32 protein-coding genes are annotated in these 25611 nt (G+C 59.7%); 2 read left to right on the top strand and 30 right to left on the bottom strand.

Annotated features, from left to right (window positions below; all coding sequences use genetic code 11):
* Positions 1 to 12: 12 nt before the first annotated feature.
* Positions 13 to 705 carry a hypothetical protein gene (locus tag CBE74_RS15930; protein WP_087453581.1) on the bottom strand — a complete coding sequence of 231 codons (693 nt, stop codon included), beginning with the start codon at positions 703 to 705 and terminating at the stop codon, positions 13 to 15.
* Entirely contained in the window at positions 705 to 3383 is a 2679-nt protein-coding gene (locus tag CBE74_RS15925; RefSeq protein ID WP_087453580.1) for a phage tail protein, read from the bottom strand. The genes CBE74_RS15930 and CBE74_RS15925 overlap by 1 nt, the downstream gene beginning before the upstream one ends.
* A 62-nt stretch (positions 3384 to 3445) precedes the next feature.
* Between CBE74_RS15925 and CBE74_RS15920 the strand changes: the two genes are divergently transcribed.
* Positions 3446 to 3961 (top strand): hypothetical protein, encoded by a 516-nt coding sequence (locus CBE74_RS15920; RefSeq protein ID WP_087453579.1) that lies wholly within the window; start codon positions 3446 to 3448, stop codon positions 3959 to 3961.
* Positions 3962 to 4154: 193 nt separating this feature from the next.
* Here CBE74_RS15920 and CBE74_RS15915 read toward each other — a convergent pair whose 3' ends face one another.
* From CBE74_RS15915 to CBE74_RS15780, 28 genes are all read right to left on the bottom strand, one after another.
* Entirely contained in the window at positions 4155 to 4574 is a 420-nt protein-coding gene (locus CBE74_RS15915) for a hypothetical protein (RefSeq protein WP_087453578.1), read from the bottom strand.
* An 18-nt stretch (positions 4575 to 4592) separates the two neighbouring features.
* Complete coding sequence (locus CBE74_RS15910) at positions 4593 to 5189, bottom strand: major tail protein (RefSeq protein WP_087453577.1); 597 nt, start codon at positions 5187 to 5189, stop codon at positions 4593 to 4595.
* 17 nt (positions 5190 to 5206) lie between these two features.
* Positions 5207 to 5518, bottom strand: coding sequence for a hypothetical protein (locus CBE74_RS15905; RefSeq protein WP_233426091.1), 312 nt, complete (start codon positions 5516 to 5518; stop codon positions 5207 to 5209).
* A 29-nt stretch (positions 5519 to 5547) separates the two neighbouring features.
* Positions 5548 to 5985: an HK97-gp10 family putative phage morphogenesis protein gene (locus tag CBE74_RS15900; RefSeq protein ID WP_087453575.1), complete on the bottom strand. Its 438-nt coding sequence runs from the start codon at positions 5983 to 5985 to the stop codon at positions 5548 to 5550.
* Positions 5986 to 5987: 2 nt separating this feature from the next.
* Positions 5988 to 6170: a hypothetical protein gene (locus CBE74_RS15895; RefSeq protein WP_233426090.1), complete on the bottom strand. Its 183-nt coding sequence runs from the start codon at positions 6168 to 6170 to the stop codon at positions 5988 to 5990.
* Positions 6167 to 6319, bottom strand: coding sequence for a hypothetical protein (locus CBE74_RS15890; RefSeq protein ID WP_233426089.1), 153 nt, complete (start codon positions 6317 to 6319; stop codon positions 6167 to 6169). The genes CBE74_RS15895 and CBE74_RS15890 overlap by 4 nt, the downstream gene beginning before the upstream one ends.
* 3 nt (positions 6320 to 6322) lie before the next feature.
* Positions 6323 to 6640 carry a head-tail connector protein gene (locus CBE74_RS15885; RefSeq protein ID WP_087453574.1) on the bottom strand — a complete coding sequence of 106 codons (318 nt, stop codon included), beginning with the start codon at positions 6638 to 6640 and terminating at the stop codon, positions 6323 to 6325.
* A gap of 21 nt (positions 6641 to 6661) precedes the next feature.
* The gene (locus tag CBE74_RS15880) at positions 6662 to 7888 is read right to left on the bottom strand and encodes a phage major capsid protein (protein ID WP_087453573.1); all 1227 of its coding nucleotides are present in this window, start codon (positions 7886 to 7888) and stop codon (positions 6662 to 6664) included.
* 18 nt (positions 7889 to 7906) lie between these two features.
* The gene (locus CBE74_RS15875) at positions 7907 to 8785 is read right to left on the bottom strand and encodes a head maturation protease, ClpP-related (protein WP_087453572.1); all 879 of its coding nucleotides are present in this window, start codon (positions 8783 to 8785) and stop codon (positions 7907 to 7909) included.
* Positions 8782 to 10098 carry a phage portal protein gene (locus tag CBE74_RS15870; RefSeq protein WP_202971491.1) on the bottom strand — a complete coding sequence of 439 codons (1317 nt, stop codon included), beginning with the start codon at positions 10096 to 10098 and terminating at the stop codon, positions 8782 to 8784. The genes CBE74_RS15875 and CBE74_RS15870 overlap by 4 nt, the downstream gene beginning before the upstream one ends.
* Before the next feature lie 68 nt (positions 10099 to 10166).
* Positions 10167 to 10763, bottom strand: a complete 597-nt coding sequence (locus tag CBE74_RS15865) for a hypothetical protein (protein WP_087453571.1) — start codon at positions 10761 to 10763, stop codon at positions 10167 to 10169.
* A gap of 30 nt (positions 10764 to 10793) precedes the next feature.
* The gene (locus CBE74_RS15860; protein WP_087453570.1) at positions 10794 to 12398 is read right to left on the bottom strand and encodes a terminase large subunit; all 1605 of its coding nucleotides are present in this window, start codon (positions 12396 to 12398) and stop codon (positions 10794 to 10796) included.
* A gap of 113 nt (positions 12399 to 12511) precedes the next feature.
* Positions 12512 to 12694: a DUF6900 domain-containing protein gene (locus CBE74_RS15855; RefSeq protein WP_087453569.1), complete on the bottom strand. Its 183-nt coding sequence runs from the start codon at positions 12692 to 12694 to the stop codon at positions 12512 to 12514.
* Between the two features lie 171 nt (positions 12695 to 12865).
* On the bottom strand, positions 12866 to 13153 hold the full coding sequence (locus CBE74_RS15850; RefSeq protein WP_087453568.1) for an Nmad4 family putative nucleotide modification protein: 288 nt from the start codon (positions 13151 to 13153) through the stop codon (positions 12866 to 12868).
* A gap of 195 nt (positions 13154 to 13348) precedes the next feature.
* Positions 13349 to 13684, bottom strand: a complete 336-nt coding sequence (locus tag CBE74_RS15845) for a hypothetical protein (protein WP_087453567.1) — start codon at positions 13682 to 13684, stop codon at positions 13349 to 13351.
* A 95-nt stretch (positions 13685 to 13779) separates the two neighbouring features.
* On the bottom strand, positions 13780 to 13977 hold the full coding sequence (locus CBE74_RS15840; protein WP_087453566.1) for a DUF4314 domain-containing protein: 198 nt from the start codon (positions 13975 to 13977) through the stop codon (positions 13780 to 13782).
* Positions 13974 to 14630, bottom strand: coding sequence for a hypothetical protein (locus tag CBE74_RS15835; RefSeq protein WP_087453565.1), 657 nt, complete (start codon positions 14628 to 14630; stop codon positions 13974 to 13976). The genes CBE74_RS15840 and CBE74_RS15835 overlap by 4 nt, the downstream gene beginning before the upstream one ends.
* Entirely contained in the window at positions 14627 to 14812 is a 186-nt protein-coding gene (locus tag CBE74_RS15830; protein ID WP_087453564.1) for a cell division protein, read from the bottom strand. The genes CBE74_RS15835 and CBE74_RS15830 overlap by 4 nt, the downstream gene beginning before the upstream one ends.
* Before the next feature lie 145 nt (positions 14813 to 14957).
* The gene (locus tag CBE74_RS15825; protein WP_087453563.1) at positions 14958 to 16208 is read right to left on the bottom strand and encodes a site-specific DNA-methyltransferase; all 1251 of its coding nucleotides are present in this window, start codon (positions 16206 to 16208) and stop codon (positions 14958 to 14960) included.
* Positions 16180 to 17364 carry a methionine adenosyltransferase gene (gene metK, locus CBE74_RS15820; RefSeq protein ID WP_233426088.1) on the bottom strand — a complete coding sequence of 395 codons (1185 nt, stop codon included), beginning with the start codon at positions 17362 to 17364 and terminating at the stop codon, positions 16180 to 16182. The genes CBE74_RS15825 and metK overlap by 29 nt, the downstream gene beginning before the upstream one ends.
* Before the next feature lie 81 nt (positions 17365 to 17445).
* The gene (locus CBE74_RS15815; RefSeq protein ID WP_087453562.1) at positions 17446 to 18021 is read right to left on the bottom strand and encodes a P27 family phage terminase small subunit; all 576 of its coding nucleotides are present in this window, start codon (positions 18019 to 18021) and stop codon (positions 17446 to 17448) included.
* A gap of 280 nt (positions 18022 to 18301) precedes the next feature.
* Positions 18302 to 18430, bottom strand: coding sequence for an HNH endonuclease (locus CBE74_RS24810; RefSeq protein ID WP_233426105.1), 129 nt, complete (start codon positions 18428 to 18430; stop codon positions 18302 to 18304).
* Between the two features lie 400 nt (positions 18431 to 18830).
* Positions 18831 to 19295, bottom strand: coding sequence for a hypothetical protein (locus tag CBE74_RS15805; protein ID WP_049619234.1), 465 nt, complete (start codon positions 19293 to 19295; stop codon positions 18831 to 18833).
* Positions 19283 to 20659, bottom strand: a complete 1377-nt coding sequence (locus tag CBE74_RS15800) for a DEAD/DEAH box helicase (RefSeq protein WP_087453560.1) — start codon at positions 20657 to 20659, stop codon at positions 19283 to 19285. Before CBE74_RS15800 ends, CBE74_RS15805 begins: the two co-directional genes overlap by 13 nt.
* Positions 20640 to 20918: a VRR-NUC domain-containing protein gene (locus CBE74_RS15795; protein ID WP_087453559.1), complete on the bottom strand. Its 279-nt coding sequence runs from the start codon at positions 20916 to 20918 to the stop codon at positions 20640 to 20642. The genes CBE74_RS15800 and CBE74_RS15795 overlap by 20 nt, the downstream gene beginning before the upstream one ends.
* A 142-nt stretch (positions 20919 to 21060) precedes the next feature.
* Positions 21061 to 23322 carry a phage/plasmid primase, P4 family gene (locus tag CBE74_RS15790; protein WP_087453558.1) on the bottom strand — a complete coding sequence of 754 codons (2262 nt, stop codon included), beginning with the start codon at positions 23320 to 23322 and terminating at the stop codon, positions 21061 to 21063.
* The gene (locus CBE74_RS15785; RefSeq protein WP_087453557.1) at positions 23319 to 23762 is read right to left on the bottom strand and encodes a DUF7768 domain-containing protein; all 444 of its coding nucleotides are present in this window, start codon (positions 23760 to 23762) and stop codon (positions 23319 to 23321) included. Before CBE74_RS15785 ends, CBE74_RS15790 begins: the two co-directional genes overlap by 4 nt.
* On the bottom strand, positions 23759 to 24523 hold the full coding sequence (locus CBE74_RS15780) for a phage antirepressor (protein WP_087453556.1): 765 nt from the start codon (positions 24521 to 24523) through the stop codon (positions 23759 to 23761). Before CBE74_RS15780 ends, CBE74_RS15785 begins: the two co-directional genes overlap by 4 nt.
* Positions 24524 to 24793: 270 nt before the next feature.
* Here CBE74_RS15780 and CBE74_RS15775 point away from each other — a divergent pair, with 270 nt between their 5' ends.
* Positions 24794 to 25606, top strand: a complete 813-nt coding sequence (locus CBE74_RS15775) for a TIGR02391 family protein (protein ID WP_225871179.1) — start codon at positions 24794 to 24796, stop codon at positions 25604 to 25606.
* Positions 25607 to 25611 lie beyond the last annotated feature (5 nt).

Genomic DNA, 25611 nt, shown 5'->3' with positions numbered 1-25611 from the left:
AGTGAGCTGGTGTTAGGGGTTGCGCCAATTCGCCACGATGACCACTTTTGAGATGCCAGCACCGAGCGTGACTCGATTCAGCCCAGGCTTGAAGGCTGGGAACGGCCCGGTGAGCGCATCGGTTTGGACCTTCCCGTGGCCGTGTGCGAGGAGACGTTCACTGTCGAGCGTGACCTGCCCGGCCGGTGAATTCACGTGATGGATTATCGAATTGATGGTCAAGGACAGTGCACCCGTGCCCGTAATTGTGATGACCGGATCAGCGTCGAGTAGGCCAGGGTTGGTGATCGTCCCAGATGCCGTGAGTGTTACCGGCTTCAATCCCTCGGTCAGGTAGGTGAAGGGTTGGCAGGTCAGGTGCGTACTGAAGAACCCCCACCCCGGCAAGTCCCGGTGTAGTTCGCTCACTTCGCAGTGCTTGACCTTGCGATACACACCCGGCTCACCAGTAAATGCGATGGTCTGGGCATTGGTGAGGTGGTTGGCAGCTGCCCGGTACTGCTCACACCCGCCACGAATAGGAACAGCGAGTTCAAGATCGAGTTCGGTATCTTCCCAGCCGGTCAACCTAGTCAGGGTGCCTGCTCTGCCTTCAACCTTAATATCGTCCACCGCACGGATGGCTGCCGGGATTGCGACCGGCGCGGTCAAGCGCAGACCAAGCGATACAGAGGTCACCGTGTTGTTTAGGGTGAAACCGTACATTAGTAGCCTCCTGCCATCAAACTTTGCCGCCGATCAAGACGCGCGAGTTGTTTGTCGAGAGCGGGTGCAAGTTTGCCGACCAGCGTCCCATCCGATAACGTCACCGAAATATCCAAAGACCCGAGGATGCGTTTGGCGGTCGCGTCCACGATGCTTGCCACATCCACCCGCTCACGATCAGCCCCATCATTCGCGCCACGGTTGAAGGTGACAGGTTGTGGGGTGAGATCAACGCTTGGTACCTGTAGGTCTGCCACCGCCTCGATCGGCACGTTCAGTCCATCCTCAAGGTCAGCAAAGGCGTCTATCGTCTCGCGCGCCAACCCAGAAGCGGCAGTCACGGCCTTGTTGCCATCGGTGCGGATGGAACCTGCCAGGCCTTCGACAAGCATGCGCCCTGCCCACGCCATCTTCCGGGACGGGCTGTGGATACCAAAGAAGCCGGTGATCGAATCCCAAATACCTGATGCCCAGTTCGACACCGAATCCCACAACCACCCAGCCAGCGACTGGATACCGTTCCACAATCCGTAGACGAGGTTCTTACCCGCTTCAGCCATCTGGCTCACACCCTGACCAACAGCCGAGACAATACCGGTAATGATCTGTGGGATCGCTTGGACGATCGTTGAAATAATTTGTGGCAACGCCGCCACGAGCGCCGTGAGCAGCCCAATACCTGCTTGGACAAGTTGCGGGATCGCACCGGCAATGCCATTGATGATCGCCGAAATAATCTGGGGCAACGCCGCCACGATCGTCGTGATGATGGTCGGTAGAGCACCAATCAACGCCGTCAATAGCTGAATACCGGCCTGGATGAGCTGTGGGATCGCACCAACCACGCCGCTGACGATCGCGGTAATAATCTGTGGCAACGCAGCCACAATCGCCGTGATGATCTGCGGCAACGCCCCAATCAACGCCGTCAAGAGTTGGATTCCTGCTTGGATGATTTGCGGGATAGCACCAACGAGGAAGGTCACGATGCCGGTGATGATCTGTGGGAGGGCTTCGATAATGACAGGGATTGCTGCGATCAGCCCTTCGGCAAGTCCGGTGATGAGCTGCAACGCCGCATCAAGTAGCAACGGCAGGTTATCGACCAGCCCCTGCACCAAAGCCACAAGCATTTCCACCGCCGCGGGGATCAACTCCGGCAGGGCTTCACCAATACCAGACACCAGCGTGGCGATGATCTGCACCGCCGCCTCAAGCAGAGACGGCAGGGCTTCGATGATGGCCTCGACCAGCGCGATAATCAGCGTCACCGCCGTCTGCGCTACTTGTGGGAGCACGTCAATGATGCCCTCTAACAGTGCGGTGAGAATGGACATGCCGGTCTCGACCACCATCGGCAACTGCTCAGCAATAAAGCCGAGGGCTTCTTGCAGGACTTGGCCGAGGGTGTCGATAAGGGCGGGTGTGCCACCTTCTTCGAAAGCTGCGGTCAGTTCGTCAATCCAGCCACCCACCATCGGCAACACCGAACCCACCAACGCCTCCGACAGCCCGCCAGCCAGCACACCTTTGAGGTTTTCGACCCCATCCTGCAACGTGGCTAGCTGTCCGGAGAAGGTTTTCGATTGGGCATCCATCGCCCCATAGAACCGGCCACCTTCAGCCGTAGCCGAAGCGAACGCGTCAGCAACCATGTCAGCGCTGATCGCACCCTTGGCCATGTCCTCTTTCAACTCGCCAATCGACTTGCCAGTCTTACGGCTGATTTCTTCGAGGGGGTTGAATCCGGCGTTAATCATCTGCAGCAGATCCTGACCGGTCAACTTGCCCGTCGAGGACATTTGCGCGAACGCGAGGGTCAACGATTCCATTTTCACGGCGTCGCCTTGGGAGATGTCGCCGATCTCGTGCAGGTGCTTTTGGGCGTCCTCCAACGACATGCCGAAGCTGAGGAGGGTCTGCATGTTGCTGGCGAGGTCTTCCATGCCAAACGGGGTCTTCGCTGCTTCAACCTTCAGGTCATTAACGAGCTGCTGGGCACGCGCCTGATCACCGAGCATCGTGGTGAAGGAGGTGGTGTATTGCTCCATGCGAGCGTTGTACTCCACGCCTTCCTTCAGCGCTCCGGCCATACCGCGACCAATCGAAGCGATCGCATGCCCAATACCCTTCACGCCCGCAATGATGGCTTCAGAGGCGAGATTAGCTTTCAACACGTCACCGAAAACACGCGTCTTGCCTGAAGTGGTGTCCATCTCGTCTCCGAGATCATCCACAGCGCCCTCAAGACGCACCGCATCCTTCGCCGCACCCTTAGCATCGTCACCAGCACCGTCAGCCTCATCACCAAACTCCGTCAGGGCGTCGTTGTTGGCTTTGAGTTCGCCTTCAAGCTTGTTCAGCTCTGCACCGGCGTTGTTGAGCTGGATCTGCCAATTCTTCGTGCGGCTATCGTTCTCACCAAACGATGTGGCGCTGTTTTGCAGGGCTTGGCGGAGGGTGTCGATCTTGGTTTTCTGCGCCTCGATCTCCTTGCCCAACACCTGATTCCTGGCCGTCAATGACTCAGCCGACTGGTCGTTCTTATCGAACTGAGAGGCCACCAGCTTCATCTCCGAGCCCAACACCCGCATCTCACGGTTAATATCCGTGATCGCCTTCTTAAACTCCCGCTCACCCTCCAAACCAATCTTCAAACCAAACGTCGAATCAGCCATCAGGGTTCACCTCCAGTGAGAAAATGAGAGAATTAGAATGGAACTGTGTGGAAGGAGCTGCCATGGATGAGATCCCTGATAAAGATTTGGATTTTGACGTCAGAGCATTCGCAGAAATGTTGACTGAACTACCAGCATGGATGCCTATATCTTCATGGTTTGAGGAAAGTGACCCCCAGAAGAGCGGACGATGGTGGTCATCTCAAAGAGAACACCTCATCTTCTATTTTTTCGAGGGGCTGTATCCCGACCCTCATTACAATGACAAGCCCCGTAACGTGAATTTGTCGGCGCAGAGAAAGTACAACAGTCTGCGCTGTCCCGAAGCGAAAGTCTGGCTAGCAGAGGCGCTGCACGCAGTACCTCCGGAAAGATTGAAGAGCATTTGTAACGAGGCTCTTCTGATTGAGAGATCTGGATCTCAGCGTTTGAGCTTCATAAAAAAGGAGATCCCGTGGGAGAAGATCGCCAAAAGCGCTAAACACAGACCAGAACTTCAACGACGTGCGCAACTAACTGAAACGTTGGATGAACAGAGCCAAGAGATCGATACTGCCATGAAGAACCACAACACCTAAATCCCGGCGGGGATTACATCGTCGATGTACCGGTGGCGGGCGGGTTCGGCTCGCCCGGTTTCGATGCGCCAGCAGTCGATGAGGTCGAGGAGTTCTCCAAAGACGGTTAAGCCCACCTCGTCTCTGGTGAGGTTGAGGTGGGCTATCCCGATATACGTCAGCCTTGTGAAGACGGCTTCTGGTGTGGTGTCAACTAGCCGTCCTTGGCTGGGGTCGCGGCTGGTTCTTTTGGGGCTTCGGTCGTGATCGCACGGCGCGTTCCCCGCTGCAATGCTTCAGCGATCGCACCCCGGTAGTCAGCCAGATCCGCCGGCACCGTCAGCAACTCCACCGTTTCTTCAGTGAGTTCGGGACGTGTGCTGTCGGGGTGGCGCAGGTTGTGAATCTGCACGGACTGGTTAGCGAGCAGGGTGATCAGCCAGATCACCTCACCCAACGTCGTCCCCAGGTCACTCGACGTTTCGAGGGCTTCGCCGAGGTGTTCCAGACCGCCGTAGCGCTCCGCGATGACTCGGGTGGCGCGGGTAGTGAGCACCAGCTCGAACTCCTCACCACCGATCGACACTGTTGCGGATCGGGTGGGGTCAGTCGCCGGAATCGTTGTCGTTGCCATAATGCCCGTCCCTTTCTTTTAGGCTGCGGATGCTTCAGTCGCGGGCTCGTACACTTGGGCATACCAGCCCGTGATTGTCTCGGGCTTCACCCCGGGGCCGCCTTCGGTGACTTCGGCCTTCCACGGGTGACGACCCTTCGCGTCTGGCTTGTTGCGTCGCAGGATCGTGCCCTCAATCGAGGGGGTGGAGAACGTAATCGAGTCGGCTTTGGTGGCCAGCGTCGTGGTCGGCAGGGCGAACTTCACCCGGTAGAGCCAGAAGTACTGGTACTTACCGTTAGAGCGTGCGGCGCGGAAGCCGATCGCGATTGGTGCTCCGCCGTCCTCGGAGGTGGAGATAAGCACTCCGTTGCCGTCCAGAGTTGCCCCGGTCAGTGCGGCGGCAGCCTCACCGCCCAGATCATCCACCCCGAGGGTGAGGGTGCCGGATTTGAATTCCTTCACGATCTCGCTCGCCCCGTCGTCGGCGTACAGGATCGCCTCAGCCACCTCCACCGAAAGTTCGGCGGAGATGGCTTTTGCGAGCTGTTTCGGGGCGGCGTAGGTTTCCTCACCCGTGTCTGGGTTTTCGGTGATCGTGGCGTAGTAGAGCTTGTCCAAACCAATCGTGGCCATAAAGTAGTGTCCTTTCACTAGTACTGGTGGTGGGATGCGATATCGAGCGCGTAGTGGTGGTAGCCGGTGTCGGCCTCGAAACCGACATAGCGACGTGCCGTGACCGTGAGTCCGGCGTCGAGGAGCGCCTTGGTGAGCCGGTCACGGATGGGCAGGTAGTTGCCAGTGGTGAACACCGCCAGCCGAGCTTCCTCGATCTCGACGCCAGGGGTGTTGTCGGCGAACACGTCGAACATGTCGCCGAGCGGTGTGGCGACGAGGTAAGTGGCCGGTGCAGGGCTGTCGGTGTAGAAGCCGACGGCGATGGGCAGACCGAGCCGGTCAGCCACCCCAGTCACTCTTTCCAGGAGTGGGGCAGTCATGGTTTCACCTGCCCGATCCTGGCGGCCAACGCCTGCTTCATGGCCTGGATTGCGCCGCGCCTGGTCTGGCTCCTGGTGGGGGCCAGAAACGGCCGGGCAGGCTGATCACTGCGGCCGTGTTCGAGAACGTTGGCGATCAACGCATTCGAGCGCCCATCGCGCCGGTTTTCAGCGAACCCGACCTTGATGTTGTGATCCCCTTTGCTGTTCACCTTCACCCTCGTGGTGCCGAGCGCGCCGAGCAACTGGCCGGTCGAACGTGACGGCCCCTTCGTGCCCGCCCCGATAGCGGCGGCGAGATTCGAGCGCATCCGAGGTTCCACCACGGCAGCCCCCGCACCGAGCACCTCGCCTGCGGAGGTGTCCAGCACGCTGGATGCGGCGTTCAGGGAGTCAATGAAGGCGTTGGGGAGCCTGATCTGCACGCGCGCCATGGTCAACTCCCTTCAGGCGTGACGATGTGGGTGAGGATCTCCACATACCTGCCGATCTGTTCGACGCTGTCGATCACGTAGCGGCCGTCCGGGCTGGTGATCTCCATATCCGTGCTGACCAGGAGGCCGGGGATGGCGCGGATTCGGAACAGCCGGTCGGCTTTCGTGTATGCGGCACGGTTCACCCACGCCGCCGAGGCGTGCCGGGTCTCCACATACGCCCGCACAGTCGCCCGAACCTCATCGCGTGTAGAGTTGTAAAGCCCGCCTTATCACGGACGGTGACTGGGGCGATGAGATCGATCGTGGTGCGCATCGAACCAATCGAAGCCATGATCTACACCTTCCAGTTGCGGTCGAGTCGCAGCAGGTTGTTGACCGCGTCCCACACGGCTTTGGCGGCGTCGGGCTTGTCTGCCCAGAAGCCTGCGGTGGAGCCGTCGCGGGATTCGTAGAAGTGGCTCGCGAGCATCACGATGCCTTGGCGGGTTGCCCCGGACATGGCGGTCTGTTCGTAGTGACCTTCGGGCAGGTGCTGGTAGCTGGTGGCGTAGGAGGTGGCCGCATTGACTAGGGCACCAATCAGTGTGTCGTCGTCATCGAAGGTGATAAGTAGGTTCGCCTTCACCTGCGCAACCAAATCAACAGCGGTCATTGCGGCCACCTCCTTATCTAGTTAAGCTCCAGTCTTCTGAGTCAGCAGCTTGACCGCTTCAGGCAAGACGAGCTTCCCGTCCAGGCGCTGGGAGGCCAGGAATCCCACCTGCCCGGTAGTTGCGAACAGCTCGTTGAGCCGCTTAAACGAGCGACCTTGACGGTCGGCGATCCAGTAATAGCCCAAGTCACCGAACGCGACCGTCGACGCCCCAGCCTTGATTTCGGGCACGAACGCCGACGTATGCACCGGACGGCCCAGCACCATGTCGGGCGTGCCTGCGGTCAGCGCTGGCTGCCACAGGTACTGGCCGTTGCCATCCTTGAGCTTGCGCACTGTCTTGACGGTGGCGTCGTTCATCAGCCATACCGCGTTCTTGCGATACGGGGCACGCAGACTGTAGTGCAGGTCGATCAGCTCGTCCGCGCTGATGTCGGTGGCCTTCGCGGTGGTGACCGTCTTCTCCCCGCCCCCGGCCGGGGCGAAGATGCCGGTGGGCTTACCCTTACCATCACCCGTGAGGAAGGCCTCCTCTTCAGCAGCGCCGATCCGGCGAGCAAACTCTGAGGCCAAATACTGCTCGACATTAAACGCGGCATCGTTCAAGAGTTCCTCTGAAATCTTGAGAAAGGTGCCGAGCTTAAACGCGCTCAGCGTCACCTGGGTGAAGGCTTCATCGGATTCGGTATAGGGCTTGCCCTCATCAAGCCACCCAGCCGTGCCATGGGTGGAAACCACTGGGATTTTACGGTCCCCGGACGTGGTTTGGATGACCTTGGCCAGGCCTCGCATGATGTTCTGATCCTGAAGTGAGGAGATCAGCGTGCGTTCGAACTCGTCTGGCACCAGGTATCCGCCTTCGGTGTCGACGCCTTCGGACAGTGCGTTGCGCACCTCCATCGGTGAGACGTTCAGGCGCATCGCATCCCAAAACGCCCGCTTATAAGCAGCGCTCGCACGCGGCGTAGTTGGCTTGGCCTCATCATCATCTGGATTCATACCCGGCATGGACGTGAGCGGCATGTTCGTTGCCTTCGCGAGGTCAGCGTCGCGGCGCAGGGCGCGCTCACTACGGGCGATCTCATTGGTGAGCTTGTCGATCTCAGCCTCCATACGGGCGTAGGCCTGGTCGTCCTCGGCGGACAGGCAACCGGTGGCGGTATCGCGGCGTTCATCGAGGAACGCCTTCGCAGCCTCCCAGGTTGCGGCGCGGCGGGTACGCAGGTCAGAAATTGTCATCGTGGACATAAGAGGGTTCTCCTTCATTCAGTGGGCTCGGTTAGTAAGTTGGGCGTACAAATCAACAACCCGCCGACCACGAGAACCAGCGGGCAAAACAGGGGTGCCGGGCGGGGCATCCGGCTGGTGGTGGGTGCAGGCTGCGACAAGCTGCTGCTCTGAGGTGCGCCGGGCGAACACCACACCGCCGGTGCGGTTTTTCTTGGGCGGGAACGGCGGCCCCTTCTTGGCAGGCTTGCCGTCGTCCTCCCCGTCTTCGTCCGGCTTATCGTCCGGCTCGTCAGACTCGGGCTCGTCCTCGTCTTCGTCGGGCTTCTTGTCGGCGTTGAAGATGGGGTCGCGGCTGCCGGTGAGCAGCTGGTCGGCGAAACCCATGTCGATCGCGGCGCGCGCATCCATCCAGGTCTCTTGATCCATCAGCTTGGACAGCTTCGCCCGGCTCATCCCGGTCTTGAGCTGGTAGGCGTTGACGATGGACTCTTTGACCGAATCAAGCATCGACATCGCTCTAGCGAGTTCATCCTTATCGCCGACCGCCATCGTGGCTGGGTTGTGGATCATGAGCATCGACACCGAGCTCATAGCCACGGTAGATGCTGCCATGGCAATCACGGACGCAGCACTGGCAGCGATGCCGTCAATGTTGACGGTCACCGTGCCTGGGTAGTCGATGAGCATGTTGTAGATCTGTGCGGCAGCCACCACATCACCGCCCGGGCTGTTGAGCCAGATCGTCACCGGACCAGACCCAGCATTGAGTTCATTGGCGAAGATGCCTGGTGTGATGTCGTCGTCGAACCATGATTCTTCAGCGATCGCCCCGTTAATACGCAAAACCCGGCCAGGATCACCAGCCGGGTCATCAGTTGTGGAACCATCTGGTTCCCAGTTCCAAAACCGCCTCATATAACCTTCCTTTCACATCTGTGTTCCACACCAGCACCATCAGAGGACTGGCGAGAAGCCTCATCTGTATCGGCAGCCGGGTCTGCAGTGGTGGCGTAGGCTCCGGCCATCGGGAGCGGGAGCATGTTGCCGTTGACCAGATACACGTCCCCGCCTTGGTCTTCAGGGATCCGGTCGAGGTTTTCTAACGCCCGGATATCATTCGCGCTCATCCACCCGTTCTGGCGGGCGGTGGCATACCCGTTCATCCGTGACTCGTAATCCCCACGCAACAAGCCTTCGACGTTGAACTTCACAAACACCGAAGGCTTCTCACGCGGTGTGAGTAGCGTTTTGTTGATGGCTTGTTCCCAACGGATCACCCACGGATCCAGCGTGTACTTCACAAACTCCAACGACTGCTGCTCAATATTGGAAAACGAGCTCTTATCGAGGTCGCCGATCATGTGCGGTGGAATCCTAAAGATCCTGGCAATCTCGTTGATCTGAAACTTCCTCGTCTCCAAAAACTGTGCCTGCTCCGGAGAGACAGAAATCGGCGTGTACTTCATGCCCTCTTCTAACACCGCCACTTTGTTACCATTCTTGGCTCCACCGAACGTGGCCTGCCACGACTCCCTCACTCTGGTGGGGTCTTTGATCGTGCCCGGATGCTCGAGTACGCCTCCCGGTGCGGCACCGTTAGCAAAGAAACTCGCTCCGTAATCCTCGGTTGCTTGGGCGAGGCCGATAGCGTTTTTCGCCATCGCAATCGGTGAATAGCCCACCAGCCCATCAAACCCAAGACCTGGGATATGCAGCACGTCTTGGGGTGTGAGCCGGACGCGTTCCCACCTGCCTGCCGGTTCATCCCACGAGGTTTGATACTCGTAATAGAGCTGTTTGGTGTCCAGATCACGGCCGACCGTCATCCGGTTGGGCATCAACGGATAGAGCCCGATCACCTCATCGCGGCCGTTGCGCACCACCTGCGCGTAGGCGTTGCCCCACAGCAGCAGGTGGGTCATGAGCGTTTCCCGGAACACGAAGCTGGTCATCTCCGGGTTCGGTTCGTCATGCAAAAGCCGATACAGAGAGTGGTCAGTGGCCTTAACCTTCGACCCATCCGTCTCGATCTGGTAGACGTGCAACGGCAACCCCGCGATTGCCTCCGCCAAAATCCGCACACACGAATACACCGCTGTCATCTGCATCGCCGAACGCTCCGTCACCGCCCGCCCAGACGACGTCGGGCCAAACAAGAAGCTATAGCTGGAGTCCAGTGGGTGGTTGGCAGCTGTCTCTCTTTTTCGCATGAAAACTGGTAGTCGCATGTGTTGCTCCAAAAAAATAAAGAGAGCCCTTAAAGTCAAGGACTCTCTTTTGTGGTCGAGATGTTGGCTCAGTATCTGTGGGAGTAGAAATCTAAGATCGGAACGCCCTTGTCGATCAAGAAGTTTCCGATTCCGGTCTCGATACTGCCTCGCTCCATACCTTCAGGGAAGTTGATTAAGGGGAATACGAGGACAAAACTCTTGTCCCATTCTTTGCCAAGCTCGCGGATGATGATTCCAGACGTATTCGCTGTCTGGCCCGGCTCTGGCATATTGAAATTGATATCATTACTCATTGCTACGACACCAAGATACCCGTCCTTCGTGAACTTCATCCAGACCATATCCTTACAATCTCCCCCTTTGGCGCAGATAGGACTGTAGATAGCCTCTTTTATGTAGGAACTCAGGTCTTCATCGCAGTGAAATGAAGGTAGTTCAACGCGGGGATTTGCGCACTGATCCATGCGAAGCGCCTCAAGGAATTCGTTCACGTAAAGGCATATGAGATCAATCTCCACAGGATCGTGTTGCAGCTGCTCACGCCCCTTGTTAATGCGGCATTGATCCCCGTGCTTAACCGAACTGCGCTCCCTGCTGGGGCGATTGGTCACCTGGGTTAAAACGCATGCTTCTTCGAAGTTAAGGGGGGCTGTATTATCCATCTTCAAATACTATACCTATTCGTAGGGTACCTATAACATCAGTAGTCCTCGAGTGTCATAAACGGACTCGCTGACAGGCCCGGTGCCGCGTCTGATCGCCCGGTCTAGGGCCATGATCGTGGCGACCACACCGTCGATCTTCTCCGTGGATTTTTGTTTGTCGGGTTTGATGTTGCCTGCCGGGTCGGTGCGCACGTGAATGTTGTCGACCATCCAGGCCAGCACCGGGTGGCCGCCATGAGCGAGCTTGCCTTCCAGGGCGAGTTTCATCAGTTCTTTGGACGGTGGGCTCATGTCTTTGAAGCCTTGGCCGAAGGGGACGACGGTGAAGCCAGCATCGTCAAGGTTTTGGCTCATTTGCACCGCACCCCACCTGTCGAACGCGATCTCACGGATATCAAACCGGGTACCCAGGTCTTCGATGTGGTGCTCGATGTGGGCGTAGTGGACAACGTTGCCCTCGGTGGTCTCCAGGAACCCTTGCTGTTTCCATAGGTCGTATGGCACGTGATCGCGAGCCACACGTAGTGGCAGGTTGTATTCGGGGATCCAAAACCACGGCGCGATCCGATACTTATCGTCGGCTCCGTAGGGCGGGAAGACGAGCACGAACGCGGTGATGTCGGTCGTCGAGGCCAGATCGAGGCCACCGTAGCAGGGTCTGCCTTCTAGGTCTGCGAGGTCGACGGGGTCGTTGTTGTGGTTCCACACGTGCATGGGCATCCACCGCACCGACTGCTTCACCCACTGATTCAATCTCAGCTGCCTAAACGTGTTCTCCTCAGCCGGATTCTGCCGAGCAGAATTACAGGCGGCACGCACTTTCTCGATCGGAACAGTCACATCCAGGCTCGGGTTGGCTTTGAACCAGACCTTCTCGTCAGTCCAATCATCATCCGCATCAGCACCATAGATGACGGGATAGAAGGTGGGGTCGTGTTTCTTGCCTGCCAGAATATCTTCGGCTTTTTGGTGCTGCTCATAGCAAATACTGTGCGTGTCGGTGCCAGCCGTCGTAATCAAGAAATACAAGGGCTGGGTTCGCGCGTCACCTGAGCCTTTCGTCATCACATCAAACAGCGCCCGATTCGGTTGAGTATGCAGCTCGTCGAAGACGACACCGGAGATGTTGAACCCATGCTTGGAGTACGCCTCCGCCGAGAGCACTTGGTAGAAGGAGTTGGTGGGCTTGTAGATGATCCGCTTCTGGCTGGCGAGGATCTTCACCCGCTTGGACAGGGCGGGGCTCATACGCACCATGTCGGCCGCGACCTCGAACACGATCGAGGCCTGCTGCCGGTCGGCAGCGCAGCCGTACACTTCAGCGCGCTCCTCACCATCCCCGCACGTGAGCAGCAGGGCGACGGCAGCGGCGAGTTCTGATTTGCCCTGCTTCTTGGGTATCTCGACGTAGGCGGTGGTGAACTGCCGGAACCCATCAGCTTTCACCGTGCCGAACAGGTCACGGATGATCTGTTCCTGCCAGTCAATAAGGTGGAAAGGCTTACCTGACCACCGGCCCTTCGTGTGCTTCAAGGCTTGGATGAACGCGACCGCGAAGTCGGCCTTCCGCTTGTCATAGCGGGAGCCGTCAGCCATGAACCGAGTCGGCGTGTAGGTGTCCAGTTGTCGCATCGTGTCCCACCTCCGTTCCTGTGGGCATAAGAAAAGCCCCACGAGTTGGGGCGTGGTCTACGAGCGGTGCCCCATCCAGGTGATGGGGCTGCCAGGCCGGGTTTGGGGCCGGGTTAGTGGGCTTGTTGTTGGCCGAGTTTGTAGGCTTCGGCGAGCATCGCTTTCAGCCCCCAGACGCTGACTTCGATGAAGTCTTCGGAGTCGTTCATCCGCTGGTCGAGGTCGCCTCGGTTGGCGATCTCGAAGCTGTGGTTCTTCGCGATCTGTAGCAGCTGGTTGGCGGTTGTCTTGTTCATGACCTTCTCCTTTGTTCTTGTTTGGTCATGTATATACAGCCATAGCCGCCAGGCTATATCCAGTCGTATTCGGCCTAATCAGCGAGGAGTTTTAGCCAGATATATCACTAACGAGCCACACCGCCAGGCAGGTTATTGCTTACCGGGCGGTGTGAACGGTTGGGTGAGCGTTTAGATGTGGGTGAGCGTCCAGGCAATCGCGTGTCCGGCATCAGCAAACAAGTGGTCGGCTTCGGTAACTAATTCCAGGCCGCATTCGTTGAAACCGCGCGTGTCTGGGCCAAACCCGTTGATCGGTTCTTCGATCAGTCGGTAGACCTGCGCGTTATTGCCGAACCCTTCGTCCTTTGTCCAGGTGGCAAACGTGGCGAGCACGTAGTTGCCGTGTGCGAGGATCGCCCCGTAGGAGTCGACGCGCATTTGCAGGGCTTCGGTGGTGAGCTTCTCGGTGGTATTCATGGCTGTTGTCCTTTCCTCAGGTGGTGTTCTTTTGTCATGTACATACAGCCATAGGTGTGGGCGCTTATCCAGTCGTATTTGCCCAGATCAGGCACTATTTTTTGGGATCTACAGCACTTAAGAAAACCGTGGAGAAACAAGGCTTGTGACGAAGGGGAAGCCCCGCTTGTAGCAGGGTTTCCGGGTGCCAGTGGGTCAGGCGTTGCGGGTGATGCTGTAGTTGGCCAGGTCGCGGGCGTTCAGGGGTGCCAGTTCGCTGACCATGTCGATGGCGCGTCGGTAGCCGTCGGTGACCTTTTCGATCTCTTCCGGGTCGAGGCAGCCGTATGAGGTGGTTTGGATTGTCCACTGGCCGGTTTCCCAATCCCGGTACAAGGGCGGGATGTACGGCATGAGGGCTGCGGGGCGGATCTCGATCGCGAGGTCGTTTGTGGTGTCGATGGTGACGATGATGTAGCCGAGCCGGTTCGCATTCTCGACCAGGCGCTGGGTGGTTTCTTCTTCGATGCTCATCTTTGTCTGGGTGTTCATGGCTGTGTCCTTCTCTTGAGGTGGCGTGTCTTCGTCATGTACATACAGCCATAGGTGCGGGCACTTATCCAGTCATTATTTGCCCTGATGAGCCGCTATTTTTCAGGCTCTTCGGTGGGTAGGGTTTCCCAGGAGTCCTCGCCCGGGATGAGCCCCAGATTCGATCCGGTGTCCCAGTCGACGTGGACGGTGCCGAGGTCGTCGACGAACGCCACGGTGCCTAGCGTGCCGGGGCGCAGCGTCGTGTACGGGTCGCTGGTGGCGATCAGGCGCACCCGCTGGCCGGGAGTCATGGCCGGTTCTCCTTCTTACTTGCTGGGGTGCGCCAGGCGGCGTCGCCTTCGAGGCCTGCCAGCAGGATGCGGCGTGCCTGCTTGTGTTCGGGGCCGATGAAGCCCAGGGAGAGCAGGAAGCAGCGCATCGTGTACTTGTCGTTGCCGGGTGCAGGCGGTGTGGATCGGATCCGGGTTGCCTCCTGGGCTCGTTGGCAGAGCCCGGCTACAAGCGGGATCACCGCCTCGCGTGCCGTCTCCGGGGAGATCGACTCACACCACGGGAACGAGACCGTCTGGTCATCGTTGAACTGCACGGGTGTGGCCGGGATGCCCAGGGCTTTGGCGATCAGTGGCCCTTTGGCTGCTAGGAGCGCTTCGAGGTTGGCGCGAGTGCGCTCACTCCACCCGGTGGTGGGCATCGTGACCGTCAACGCTACCTCGCCCGGGTCGGCGGTTTCAAAGCCCGCCTTGTGGGCGGCCTCGAGCACGGCCTGCGCCTCGATGCTCTCTGGCAGGTAGAGGGTCCAGTCCCGATCCAGCGTGGTGTCTGCGATCTCGTAGGCAAACGAGGGTGTGCCCAGGTAGGTGGCCTTGGTGCCAAGGTGGTCGGCGAGAAGCTGGGCGAGCTTCTTCCTGCCCGTTTTGTGCGGGGTGAAGGCGAGGATGCTCATGCCACGACCTCCTGCTCGAACCAGGCTGCCACCATGGTGAGGAAACGCGTCGGGTCGTACTCGATCACACGCACCACCAGCTGGTAGCCGCGTGCTGTGGCAATCCGCAGGGTTTCCTCGGGGTCGGACACGTTGACTCCGGCTGCGATGAGCTCGCTGATTTCGATGTGTAATTCACTCATGACCAGTCCTTTTCGCTCGGTTCCCCCAGGTGTGGGGGTGTTGTGGTCATGTACATACAGCCATAGGTTTTTCCGCTTATCCAGTCGTTTTTGCCCTGATCAGCGGCTCATTTTCACGCCCCTGTTTTGCCTGCATTTCCGGGGTTTATTCGCAGTCGCGGTCGACCTGTTTGACCAGTTCCAGGTACGTGTACTGGGTGCCGTCGCGCTGGCAGGTGATCCCGGCTGCGTCCCCGGTCGCGTCGGCGTAGCGGCGCAGGATCACCGAGGCGTACTTTTCGTCGAGCTCCATGCAATATGCGATGCGGTCGGTCTGCTCTGCTGCCATCAGGGTCGAGCCGCTGCCAGCGAAGATATCGAGGATGATCGCGCCTGTCTGGGTGGAGTTGCGGATCGGATAGGCCAGTAGGTCCAGCGGCTTGCTCGTCGGGTGGTCGGAATTCTTTCGCGGCTTGGCGAAGTTCCAGATCGTGGTCTGTTTCCGGTCAGCGAACCACTTGTGCTTGGCACCTTGCTTCCACCCGTAGAGCACGGGTTCGTGCTGCCACTGGTACGGCGAGCGTCCCAGCACGAGGGAGTCTTTGACCCAGATGCAGCATCCGGAAAGTTTGAACCCGGCGTCGATGAACGCTTTGCGGAAGTTTAGCCCTTCGGTGTCGGCGTGGAACACATACGCCGACCCGCCCTTGTCGAGGACACCCGCCATGTTGGTGAACGCTGTGAGCAGGAACTCGTAGAAGGAGTCGGCCTTCATCGCGTCGTTTTTGATCGTGAGCCCGTCGGAGGACTCGAAGGCCACGTTGTAGGGCGGGTCGGTGAGCACCAGGTTCGCGCTCTTGCCGTCCATGAGCACTGTGACATCACCGGGGTTGGTGGCGTCCCCGCAGACCAGCCGGTGTCTGCCGACGGTCCAGATGTCCCCGCGCTGGACGAACGATGCGGCCTCAAGAGCGGCGGCGAGGTCGAAGCCGTCATCGGTGACCTCGTCATCGTCGAGGGAACCTATCATCTGGGCGATTTCATCGTCGTCGAAGCCGGTGAGCTCGGCATCAAAGTCGGCCGCGTCCAGGTCGGCGATGAGCAGGGCCAGCTTGTTCTCGTCCCATTCGCCGCTGATCTTGTTCAACGCCACATTCAGCGCCTTCTCGCGGGTCTCATCAAGCTCGACGACCACGCAGTCAACATCGGTGTGGCCAAGGTCGGCGAGCACTTTGAGTCGCTGATGCCCACCGACCACATTGCCCGTGGTCTTATTCCAGATGACTGGTTCGACATAGCCGAACTCGGTCAGTGAGCGTTTGAGTTTCTCATACTCTGCATCGCCTGGCTGGAGGTCTTTACGCGGGTTGTAGTCAGCAGGCCGCAGTTCACTGATGGGCATGGGTTTGACCAGCATGAGTGGTCACCGCCTTTCGCAACGAGTCAATATGGCTAAACGTGTCCTCCCAGGCTTGCCCCGGGTAGCCGAGGTGCCCATAAGTCGAATAGTTCGCGTAGCCCGGTGCCCGCAGCCGCAGCAGGTCGATGATGGCTGCTGGGCGTAGCGGGAACACCTCGCGTGCAGCAGCGGTGAGTAGCCAGTCTGGGTGCTGGCCGGTACCGAACGTGTCAACAGTGAACGCGACCGGATCAGCTTTCCCAATCGCATACGAGACCCCGACCTGGCATTCCTCAGCAAGACGTGCATCCACAATGGTTTTAGCGATCAACCGCGCCATGTAAGCAGCCGACCGGTCAACCTTCGAAGCATCCTTACCGCTAAACGCCCCGCCACCGTGAGCCGCCAGCCCGCCATAAGTGTCAACCATGAGCTTGCGACCGGTCAGCCCCGTGTCAGCTTTCGGGCCACCAACCATGAACGAGCCAGAGGGGTTGACGAGGATCTCGGTGTCAGCACTAATCGGCCGGTAAGGCTTGCAGGCTGGAGCCACGATCAGCGACGTCACCTCAGCCACGAGCTCATCGAGGTCTTTCGTGGCTTCGTGTTGGACCGAGACCACCACCGTCTCCACGGCCACCGGGCTACCCGTGTCGTCATAGCGCACGCTCACTTGAGCCTTACCATCCGGCTTAATCCCAGTGATGATTCCTTGCGTGCGGGCCTTATCCAGGCGGGCGCAAATCTCGTGGGCTAGCACCAGCGGCAACGGCAAACGTTGCGGGGTCTCATTAGTGGCATACCCGTAAACAGTGCCCTGGTCACCCGCCCCTTGCAACGCGAACGCGGTATCATCACCGCCGCGTGCTTCCAACGACCTAGCAACTCCTGCAGCGATATCTGCCGATTGGCGACGCACCCACACAAAGATGAGGAACCGCCACGGACGATAACCCGCCCGCACTAGCGCGTCCCTTACCGATCGGCGGATACGAGGACGCACCGTCGACGAAATCTCACCAGCGACAATCACCCGGTGACCAGAAATCATCACCTCAACCGCCACACGGGCTGCCGGATCATCCAACAGCACGTCATCGAGAATCGTATCGGCAACCAGGTCACACAGCTTATCGGGATGACCAATACACACAGCCTCAGCAGTCTTCAACACAACCAGCACTTTCCTTTCATGACATGACCACACAAAAACGCCTGCCCCTAGACGGACAGGCAAAAGAAAATGATTCGAAGCTTAGGAGCGGGCTTTCAGCAGCCGCTCCATCACCTCATCACCAGGAGCCGCACCCGAATAATCAGTAGTGCAGGTGGCGCGCACGATCTCGTAAATCTCATACCAATACACATTCGCCTGCTTCCCAAACGACTGCGACATGGCTACGAACGGGCTGGCGATCGCAGCTCCCGTGGTGGGGTGCTTACCCAGCAGACCGAACTTGCTGATCGCCTGCTCACACTGCACATAGCGTGCGAACGCCTGCGCATACAGCTCAATTAGGCGCTTCGAGACGAACTTGGTACAGCCCCGCGCATCCAGCCAGTTCCAGGTCTCCCGGTACACCAGGTCCGCGCCGAGTGGTTTGCCGTCGCGCTGCTCCGCGCTCAGGTACTCGTCCGGTTCAGGCATCGGCTCGCCCGCAAGCACCGCACCATCGCCGATGTCGGTGCCGTCCAGGTCGAACACATCGAGCTCGGCCGGTGTGGTGAGCCGTGTGGCGGGGCGGCCTGCAGCAAGCTTCTCATTCAGCGCGTCTGGTTTTGCGCCTGCTCTCACGCGGCGTCCGCCACGGTTGGTGCCGTCTTTTGCCATGGTGTACCTCCTTTCCGTGGCCGTCGTGGCCTTGGAGTGGAGGCCGAATTTCGCTCGCTGGTGCAGAAGAATTCTTGGGACGGGGTCAATACCCCGTTTGATTCGGGGACTTTGTGCGCGGTTGGCCCCGCCCGCTGAGGAACCCGAGCGCGGTAGAGATCCGATGCCCCCTACCCCTCGCACAACGCTGCGACGTTGCCCCGAGAACGGCGAACACCGTGCAGGTGGGCATCGTTGAGGGTCGCAAACCTCGGCGCGTTACGCGGGCTTACGCGCGTTCTCAGTAGCTGTAAACCCTGGGTTGTTGCCGCCATCGGTCGTCCTCGCGGGCGGTCTTGGATGAGTGGCACTGCTTGCACAGCGCTTGCAGGTTCGCCTCGTCATGGGTGCCACCGCGCTCGAGCGGGATGATGTGGTCAACCTCCTGGGCTGGCGTGACGCGCCCGTTCGCTTGGCAGTGTTCGCACAACGGGTGGGCTTGGATGTAGGTGTTGCGGATTTTGCGCCAGCGGTGGTCGTAGCGCTTGTTGATCGCAGGGTCACGCTGATACGTCCGGTACCGCTCGTCTTCTGCACGAGCGTGAGCCGGGCAGAAGCGGTGGTCGGTGAGTTCTGGGCAGCCGGGTTGGGAGCAGGGGCGTTTCGGTTTCCTCGGCACCACACCCACCTCCCACAAATACGGCAAGACCCCCAGACGGGCTACCGAGGATGCGTCTGGGGGTCTTGACCTAGTTGTCAACCGCTTACTACGTTACGGGCTGGTTTGGGGCAAGTCATCCGCGTTTGCCGACACCTTTTATCGGGTGGGTTCACAAACCACTTGGCCCATACAACGCCGTCGCCAACCGCCCCAGCGCCCGTGACTTCTTCTGGTGCGCGGTGGAGCGTTCTACGTAGAAGTGGTCGCACACCAGGTTCACCGCATCCTCCTGCGGGCCGTCGCCGAGGAAGAACGCCTCGAGCACAAACCTGTCATCCTCCGACAGGAGTCCCCAGGCTGGGAGGAACCAGTCGAGGTATTCGCGGGCTTGGCGTTGGCGTTCGGCGAGCAGGTCGATCTTGTCCAACGTCGCAGCAATCCTGTTTTCGTTACCGTGCGGATTCACATAGCGCGGCAGGCCATCCAACCTGGGCGAGGCTGGGTGGACGAGATCCTCCCGAAGCTGATCTGCCACGTGGCTGGTGTCGCCTGCGGCGTGCTCCATGAGTGGGTAATCCTGCAGGGCGGCGATCGCGGCCTTGCGGGTGTCTAAGTATCGGGTCATGACATGCATTCGGTGTGCTCCTTCGAGGTGTGTAGTTCGTGAGTGACCGCATCGATCAGCGCGGACTGCGTCAGGTTCTTCGACTCCAAGGCTGATAGGGCGGCGTCGTCGAGGGTTCCGGTGGTGGCCAGATGCGTGATCGTCACCGGCTCGGACTGGCCTTGCCGATACAGCCGGGCATTCGTCTGTTGGTAAAGCTCGAGGCTCCAGGTCAGAGAGAACCAGACGAGCAGGTTGCCACCGGCTTGGAGGTTCAGGCCATGCCCGGCGGAGGCTGGGTGGATCAGCGCGAGCGGAATCTGACGGGCATTCCACGCCTCGATGTCGCTACTGGTCTTGAGTTCGCGAGCCTGTGGGAATCGTTCGGTGATTCGTTGCAGGTCGTGTCGGTACCAGTACGCCACCAGCAGGGGCTGACCGTTGGCGGCCTCCACGAGGTCTTCGAGCGCGTCGAGCTTGCGGTCGTGCACCTCGATGACCTCGCCGTCTTCGTCGTAGATCGCTCCCGAGGCGAGCTGCAAGAGCTTGCCGGAAAGGGCGGCGGCGTTCGCCGCGTCGACGATCTGCCCGTCGAGGTCGAGCACCATCTCATCTCGCAACCGCTCATACACCGCCCGCTCCTCACCATCCAAGGCGACGGCGGTCGTGGTGACCGTCAACGCGGGCAGTTGGAGGTGGTCGGTGGTGCGCATCGACAACGTCATGTCGGCGATAGCGTCGTAGATTTCCTCCTCAGCGCCTGCCCTCGGCTTGTACGTGAACACCTGCATTCCGTTGCGCTTATCCGGCAGGAACCACTTGTCGCGGTAGCGGGTGATGAATCTGCCGAGGCGTTGGCCGCCGTCGAGGAGCCGGAACTGCGCCCACAAATCCATCAACCCATTCGAGGCTGGCGTGCCAGTCAGACCCACGATCCGCGCGATCCGTGGGCGGACGGTGGCGAGGGCTTTGAAGCGCTGAGCCCGATGATTCTTGAAGGAGCTCAGTTCGTCAATGACGACCATGTCGAACGGCCACGTGCCATCGAACTGTTTGACCAGCCACGGCACGTTCTCCCGGTTGATGACCGTCACCATCGCATCCCGTGCGAGCGCGTCCAGCCGCTCGGTCTTGGTGCCGACAGCGATAGCGATCGTCAGCCCCGCGAGGTGATCCCACTTCCGGGCTTCAGCAGGCCAGGTGTCACGAGCCACCCGCAGTGGTGCGATGATCAACACGCGGCGGGCTTGGAAGGAATCCAGCAGCAGGTTCCAGATCGCGGTCAGGGTGATCACGGTCTTGCCGAGTCCCATCCCGAGCAGGATCGCAGCCTGCGGGTGGGTCTCGATGAACCGGGTGGCCTGGGTTTGGTAGTTATGCGGCTGATAATGCATCGAGCACCTCCTCAACGCCAGCCAGGCTGTCGACGATGAGCACGGCCATCTCGTGATCGGTCAGTTGCTTCATGCGGCGCGCTTGGATGGGGCGGGGTTGGCGTCCGGGTGCTTTCAGTTCGACGAAGACGACGCGTCCATGCATGATGCAGATGCGGTCTGGGACACCATTGGTGCCGGGGCTGACGAGTTTCCAGCAGATCCCGCCAGCCGCCTCAACGCCGTGTTTCAGGGCTTGTTCGATGTGGTGTTCGTTCATGGTCGTTTTTCCTCAAAGGTTTTTCTTGTGGGGTGACGACCGGTGACGAGTCAATCCATACCTTTTATATAGAGAAATACACTCTGTATTTTCCTTACGCGGGGTATAGAACTGATCGTCATCGGTCGTCACACGCAGTGGCTTAGTGGGTAGTGTCGAATTCGGATTTGATGGCTAAACCGTGGACGAACATGCCGTTTCTGGTTTTCTTGCGCACATAACCAGCTTGTTCGACGGCGGAGTTGAAATCCATCATTGGACGAGCCCACCCGGCAGTGTTTTGTGCCCACGCCCGGTAGGTCTGGTAGAGATCGCCCGCACGCTCTGACAGGCCAGGGTCGACGTCACAGGAGTCCTCGAGGAATTGGGTGAACCAGTCATTGTCTTCCCGGTATGCCGCTGACGCTTCCACGACCTGCCGGGGCGGGTTGAGGTGGTAGTCCTCTGTGTGGATGAGGCGTGCGCCGTCCATGATCCACGCCAGAATCGCCCCGCCAGCGTGCTGATAGAGGTAGTCGGCGTAGTTCTTGATGTCGCTAGATCCTTCGATTTTCGCTTCGAACGGGATGACGATCAGCCGCCGCCAAATACCGGCATCCATCGCCCCCACCCTGGGTAGGTGGTTGGTGTAGAGGATGAGGGTGTGGGAGGGCGTGAAGGCGAAAGGGTCTTTGAATTTCTTTTCCGCCGAGATTTCGTCCGTGGAGGCCAGCTGTTTCACATTCGAGGTCGATATCCGCATCCCTTCCTCGGTCTCGGCCGCGATCAGCAGACGTTTTCCGCGTGCTTCGGCTAGTTCGGGTTTGACGTTGCGCCGCACCCCGACGGTAAGCGCGTCTGCCGAGATCGAGCCGGAGTAGTTGCCCAGCACGCGGGCGATCGTGTTCCAGAACGTGGATTTGCCGTTGCGGCCGTCCCCGTAGGCAATGATCAACGCCTCGATGAGCACTTTCCCGATCGCGGCCAGCCCGCAGACGCGTTGCACGTACCCGATCAACTCCGCGTCGCCGCCGAAGGTGACGTTGAGCGCGTCGAGCCACATCTGCTTGCCCTGATCGGTGGGGTCGACGGCGGTTTGTTTGGTGACCATGTCGGACGGGTCGTGGTCGCGACGGCTGCCGTCGCGCAGGTCGAACGTCGCCGAGGGGGTGTTGAGCAGGTACGGGTCGGCATCCAAGACCTGCGGGTCGATGAGCGCGAGGGGTCGGGCTTGGCGCATGACGGCGAGGATGGTGCGGTCTGAGCGGCATTTGTAGATGAACTTCATCCACTCCTGGACTGCGACCATCTGGTGGTAGGCCCGCGCCTGCTCTCGGCTAAACGCCGCCAGCGCCTTGGTCTTGCTCATCGCCACCAACATCGCGGTCACCCCGAGTTCCCCGGCACGCTCAGTCACCTGGTCGAGTTCGGTCTGAGCCTGTTCGAGTTGGCGGGTGGTGAGTTCTTGGACGACGTGCTGGACTTTGGGTTCGTTTTCTTCCCACACCCCGTTCTCGTAGGCCATCCACGCGGTCGCCGGCGAATAGCAGATCCGTCCCGCGTACTCGCCAGCCAGGATCGTCGCCTGCCCCACATCGGTGAGATCATCCGGCCGCAGGCTCGTCAGCTCCGCATACGCCTCCGGCGACAGATACCCCGGCTGCGCCTCAACCTTGGCGGCGAAACGGCACGCCGAGCCCCAGATCGACTCCAACTCGTGATCCGACAGTGGCGGCTCGCACAGGGATGCTTTCCGATCGAACAAGTCCCGCGCTTGGGCGGTCTGCCCGTAACGGATCAGCACCCTGCCAGCGAAGCGGGAGAGGATGGCGTTGCGGGAGCCTTCCCCGATCACCTGAGTCGAAGCATCGAACGCGGCGAACACGTCGATCTCGTCGGCCTCGTCCAGCCAGGCATCCAGTAGCTTCGTACCGTCGTGGACGGTGATGTGGGAGTTGATGGTGCCGTAGATGAACCTGCCGGCATCCAACGCCTGCGAGTCGAAGAACCCGAACCGGGTCGCGAGGCGGCGCTTCAACCCCGCATATACCTCCGCGTCCGTCACCGGGTTGATCGGGAAGTAGACGTGGAAGCGCGGCCTGGCCGACAGTGCGCCCTTCGGCTTCTGGTTGTTGCGGCTGGTGGCGGTCATGAACACCACACCCGCCATGAGCTCGCCGAGGGTCTCCGATGTGATCCAGTCGGCGGGGTTGTCGGTGTGGTCGTTGTCGATGTCCATGACGACACAGTCCGAGGAGATGAAGCTCGCAGAGGAGCGCCGGTCGCCGGTGTAGGTGGCGGCGACATGATCCAACTGGGTCACCTGCCCTAGTCCCGTCTGGTCGGTGATGTGGTGGTGGTTCGGGTAGTGGTTGTTGTGCGCATTGCCGCTACTGGTGGCGGCACATAGGGTGAACGGGGTCATGCGGGGTGCACCTCCTGGAAGTCGGCGTCGAAGAAGCGGACGGGGAGGTCCATCTGGTGGGCCCAGTCGATTTCGGCGCGCATCCCCGCGCTGACCCGGCCGATGTAGGCCCATAGTTGTTCGCACTTCGAAAGCAGGATGCGGTTGAAGAACATGGCCAGCTCACGGGCATCCGGGTCGGTGTCGTCCATGAACTGCGGGTAGTGCAGGTGCGGGGCCAACGGAATTTGCCGCGCGGAGACAGCGAACGCGCTGAAGCGGCGGGCAAGCTTGAGGTTGGCTTCCACATCGCCGGAGTACGGGGAGCAGATGTACACCAGCGGTCGGTACCCGTACTCGGCGCGCTGGATCGCTTTCAGTGCCTTGTAGCAGGTGGGGTCAGGGTATCCTTCGATGTTCTTGGTCGGGATTCCGCTATCGAGAAGCGCGGTGGTGGTCATCTGGCGTCCTCGCCTTCACGCTCGATTACCGGCAGCAGCCTGCGGGTGTTTTTCAACAGGTCGTAGATGAACAGGCGTCCCTTCTGCGTCCAGTACATGTGGGTGCGGGTCTTGCCCTCGTCGTACTCGTGCGTCTTTGACTGGGTGTAGCCCTGCTCAGCGAAGCGCGCGTAGAGGAACCAGCGGCCGGACTGGTGGAACTGCACCTGCTCCTCGCGCAGAATCTGGTTGAGCTTCTTCGCCGACAGGCCGTAGTCCTTGGCGATCTCGGTGGTGGTGATCAGCGACGGCGATGCCAGCACCACGTCGTAATAGGACACCTTCGGTGCCGCCTCCAGCAGGGCTTGTTCGGCGGCGAGCCGCTTGGCCCGCTCGACGCGCAGGGTGGCGATCGCCCGCTCCAAGAACTCATCATCATTGAGCAGCTCGTCAATGGCGTACACGCCGTGACGGCGGATCGACGGCAACACCTCGTCGAACACCCACGCCTCGAACTGTTCGGCGGCGGGCAGCTTGGAGGAGACGATCAGCCGGTACAGGTCACCTTCGCTGATGAACCTGACCTGCTGGATGCCACCAGGCGTCTCAAGGGGGTAACGAAACGGAACCCCCTTGCAATGATCTTGGAGTGCCTTGCTCGGGTTGGCGTAGCCGAGGGCGGTGGCCACATCCCGGCCGCAGAACAGGATCTGCCCGCCCGAGGTGATGGTTCGGATCGTGCCGAACTCGTGGTTGGTGAACGCTTGTAGCGCGGTAGCCATGACCGGCTCCTTTTCTGAGAGCCGGGTAGACAATCGCGGGCGCGGGATGCGCCAGGCTCTCACCTGTCAGGCACGGCAGGCACCGAAACCGGACGCGGCGTGAGGAAGGCTCTCGCCCATACGCCCCCGCGGACCGGCGAATCCGGACGGGTCAACCCAAAGTCGATTGCGCGGAGAGCCTCGGGTGGTGCTGGAGCCGCAGACAGCGAGTAACTTCGTACGACCTCGCGGTAGAGTTGTTCACAGAAAGGCGGCGCGATGGTTCACAAAATGACTCCATTTCCTACCGCGCTCATCACTGCAATCTCTGATGTTCTTGCCCAAACTGATGCACCAGGACTAACAGGCTCTGAACTGAGGCAGGCATTGCAACGCTGTGGGGATTTTGTACTTCAGGATGGAAATAACAAACGCGAGTCTTTGGCAATCGCGCTTAGCAACATTCAAGCTAAGCAGGGAGCGGGAAATATCGTCATACGCTTCATCACCGAGGCCCTGAATCCTTCCATTTACGCCCAGCCAGGCCAGCGGGAGCGTTGGCACGAACTTCGAGAGCAAATCAATGCTGTACTGGCGATGCACAAGCTCAAGGTCAACGATCAGGGGAAAGTCAGCAGATTGGCGCAGCCACCACGCTCCCTAGACGAGGTGGAGGCGCTGACTAACAGCTTGAAGCGCCAGCTTGAGTATCGAAACTGCCATTCAACCCTCCTGCAATACTGCAATCAGGAACTCATCCACCAGTCGCTCTTCCATGCAATTAGTGAAGCGGCAAAATCCATCCCTGATCGCATTCGCTCTATGACTGGGCTCACTCAAGATGGAGCCGCACTATTTCACGAAACATTCGGGTCAAGAAACCAAGAACCGCTAATAATAATCAATGATTACAAGGATGACTCCGACCGTTCCGAGCAGGAAGGATTCAAGAACCTCCTGATCGGTATTCACGGGCATTTCCGCAATCCACGCGCGCATCGCACGCGGCAGGGATCACAGGAAATGCCGGACGAGTTCCTCGACGCTTTCGGAACCTTCTCCTACGTCCATAAACGCCTCGATCGGTCACACCGGAAGCAGTAGAACAC

Origin of the sequence: Corynebacterium silvaticum, from assembly GCF_002162115.2 — a bacterium.
GTDB lineage: Bacteria > Actinomycetota > Actinomycetes > Mycobacteriales > Mycobacteriaceae > Corynebacterium > Corynebacterium silvaticum.
Note: the sequence above shows the minus strand (reverse complement) of the source record. Positions and strands in the feature narration are given on the sequence as shown.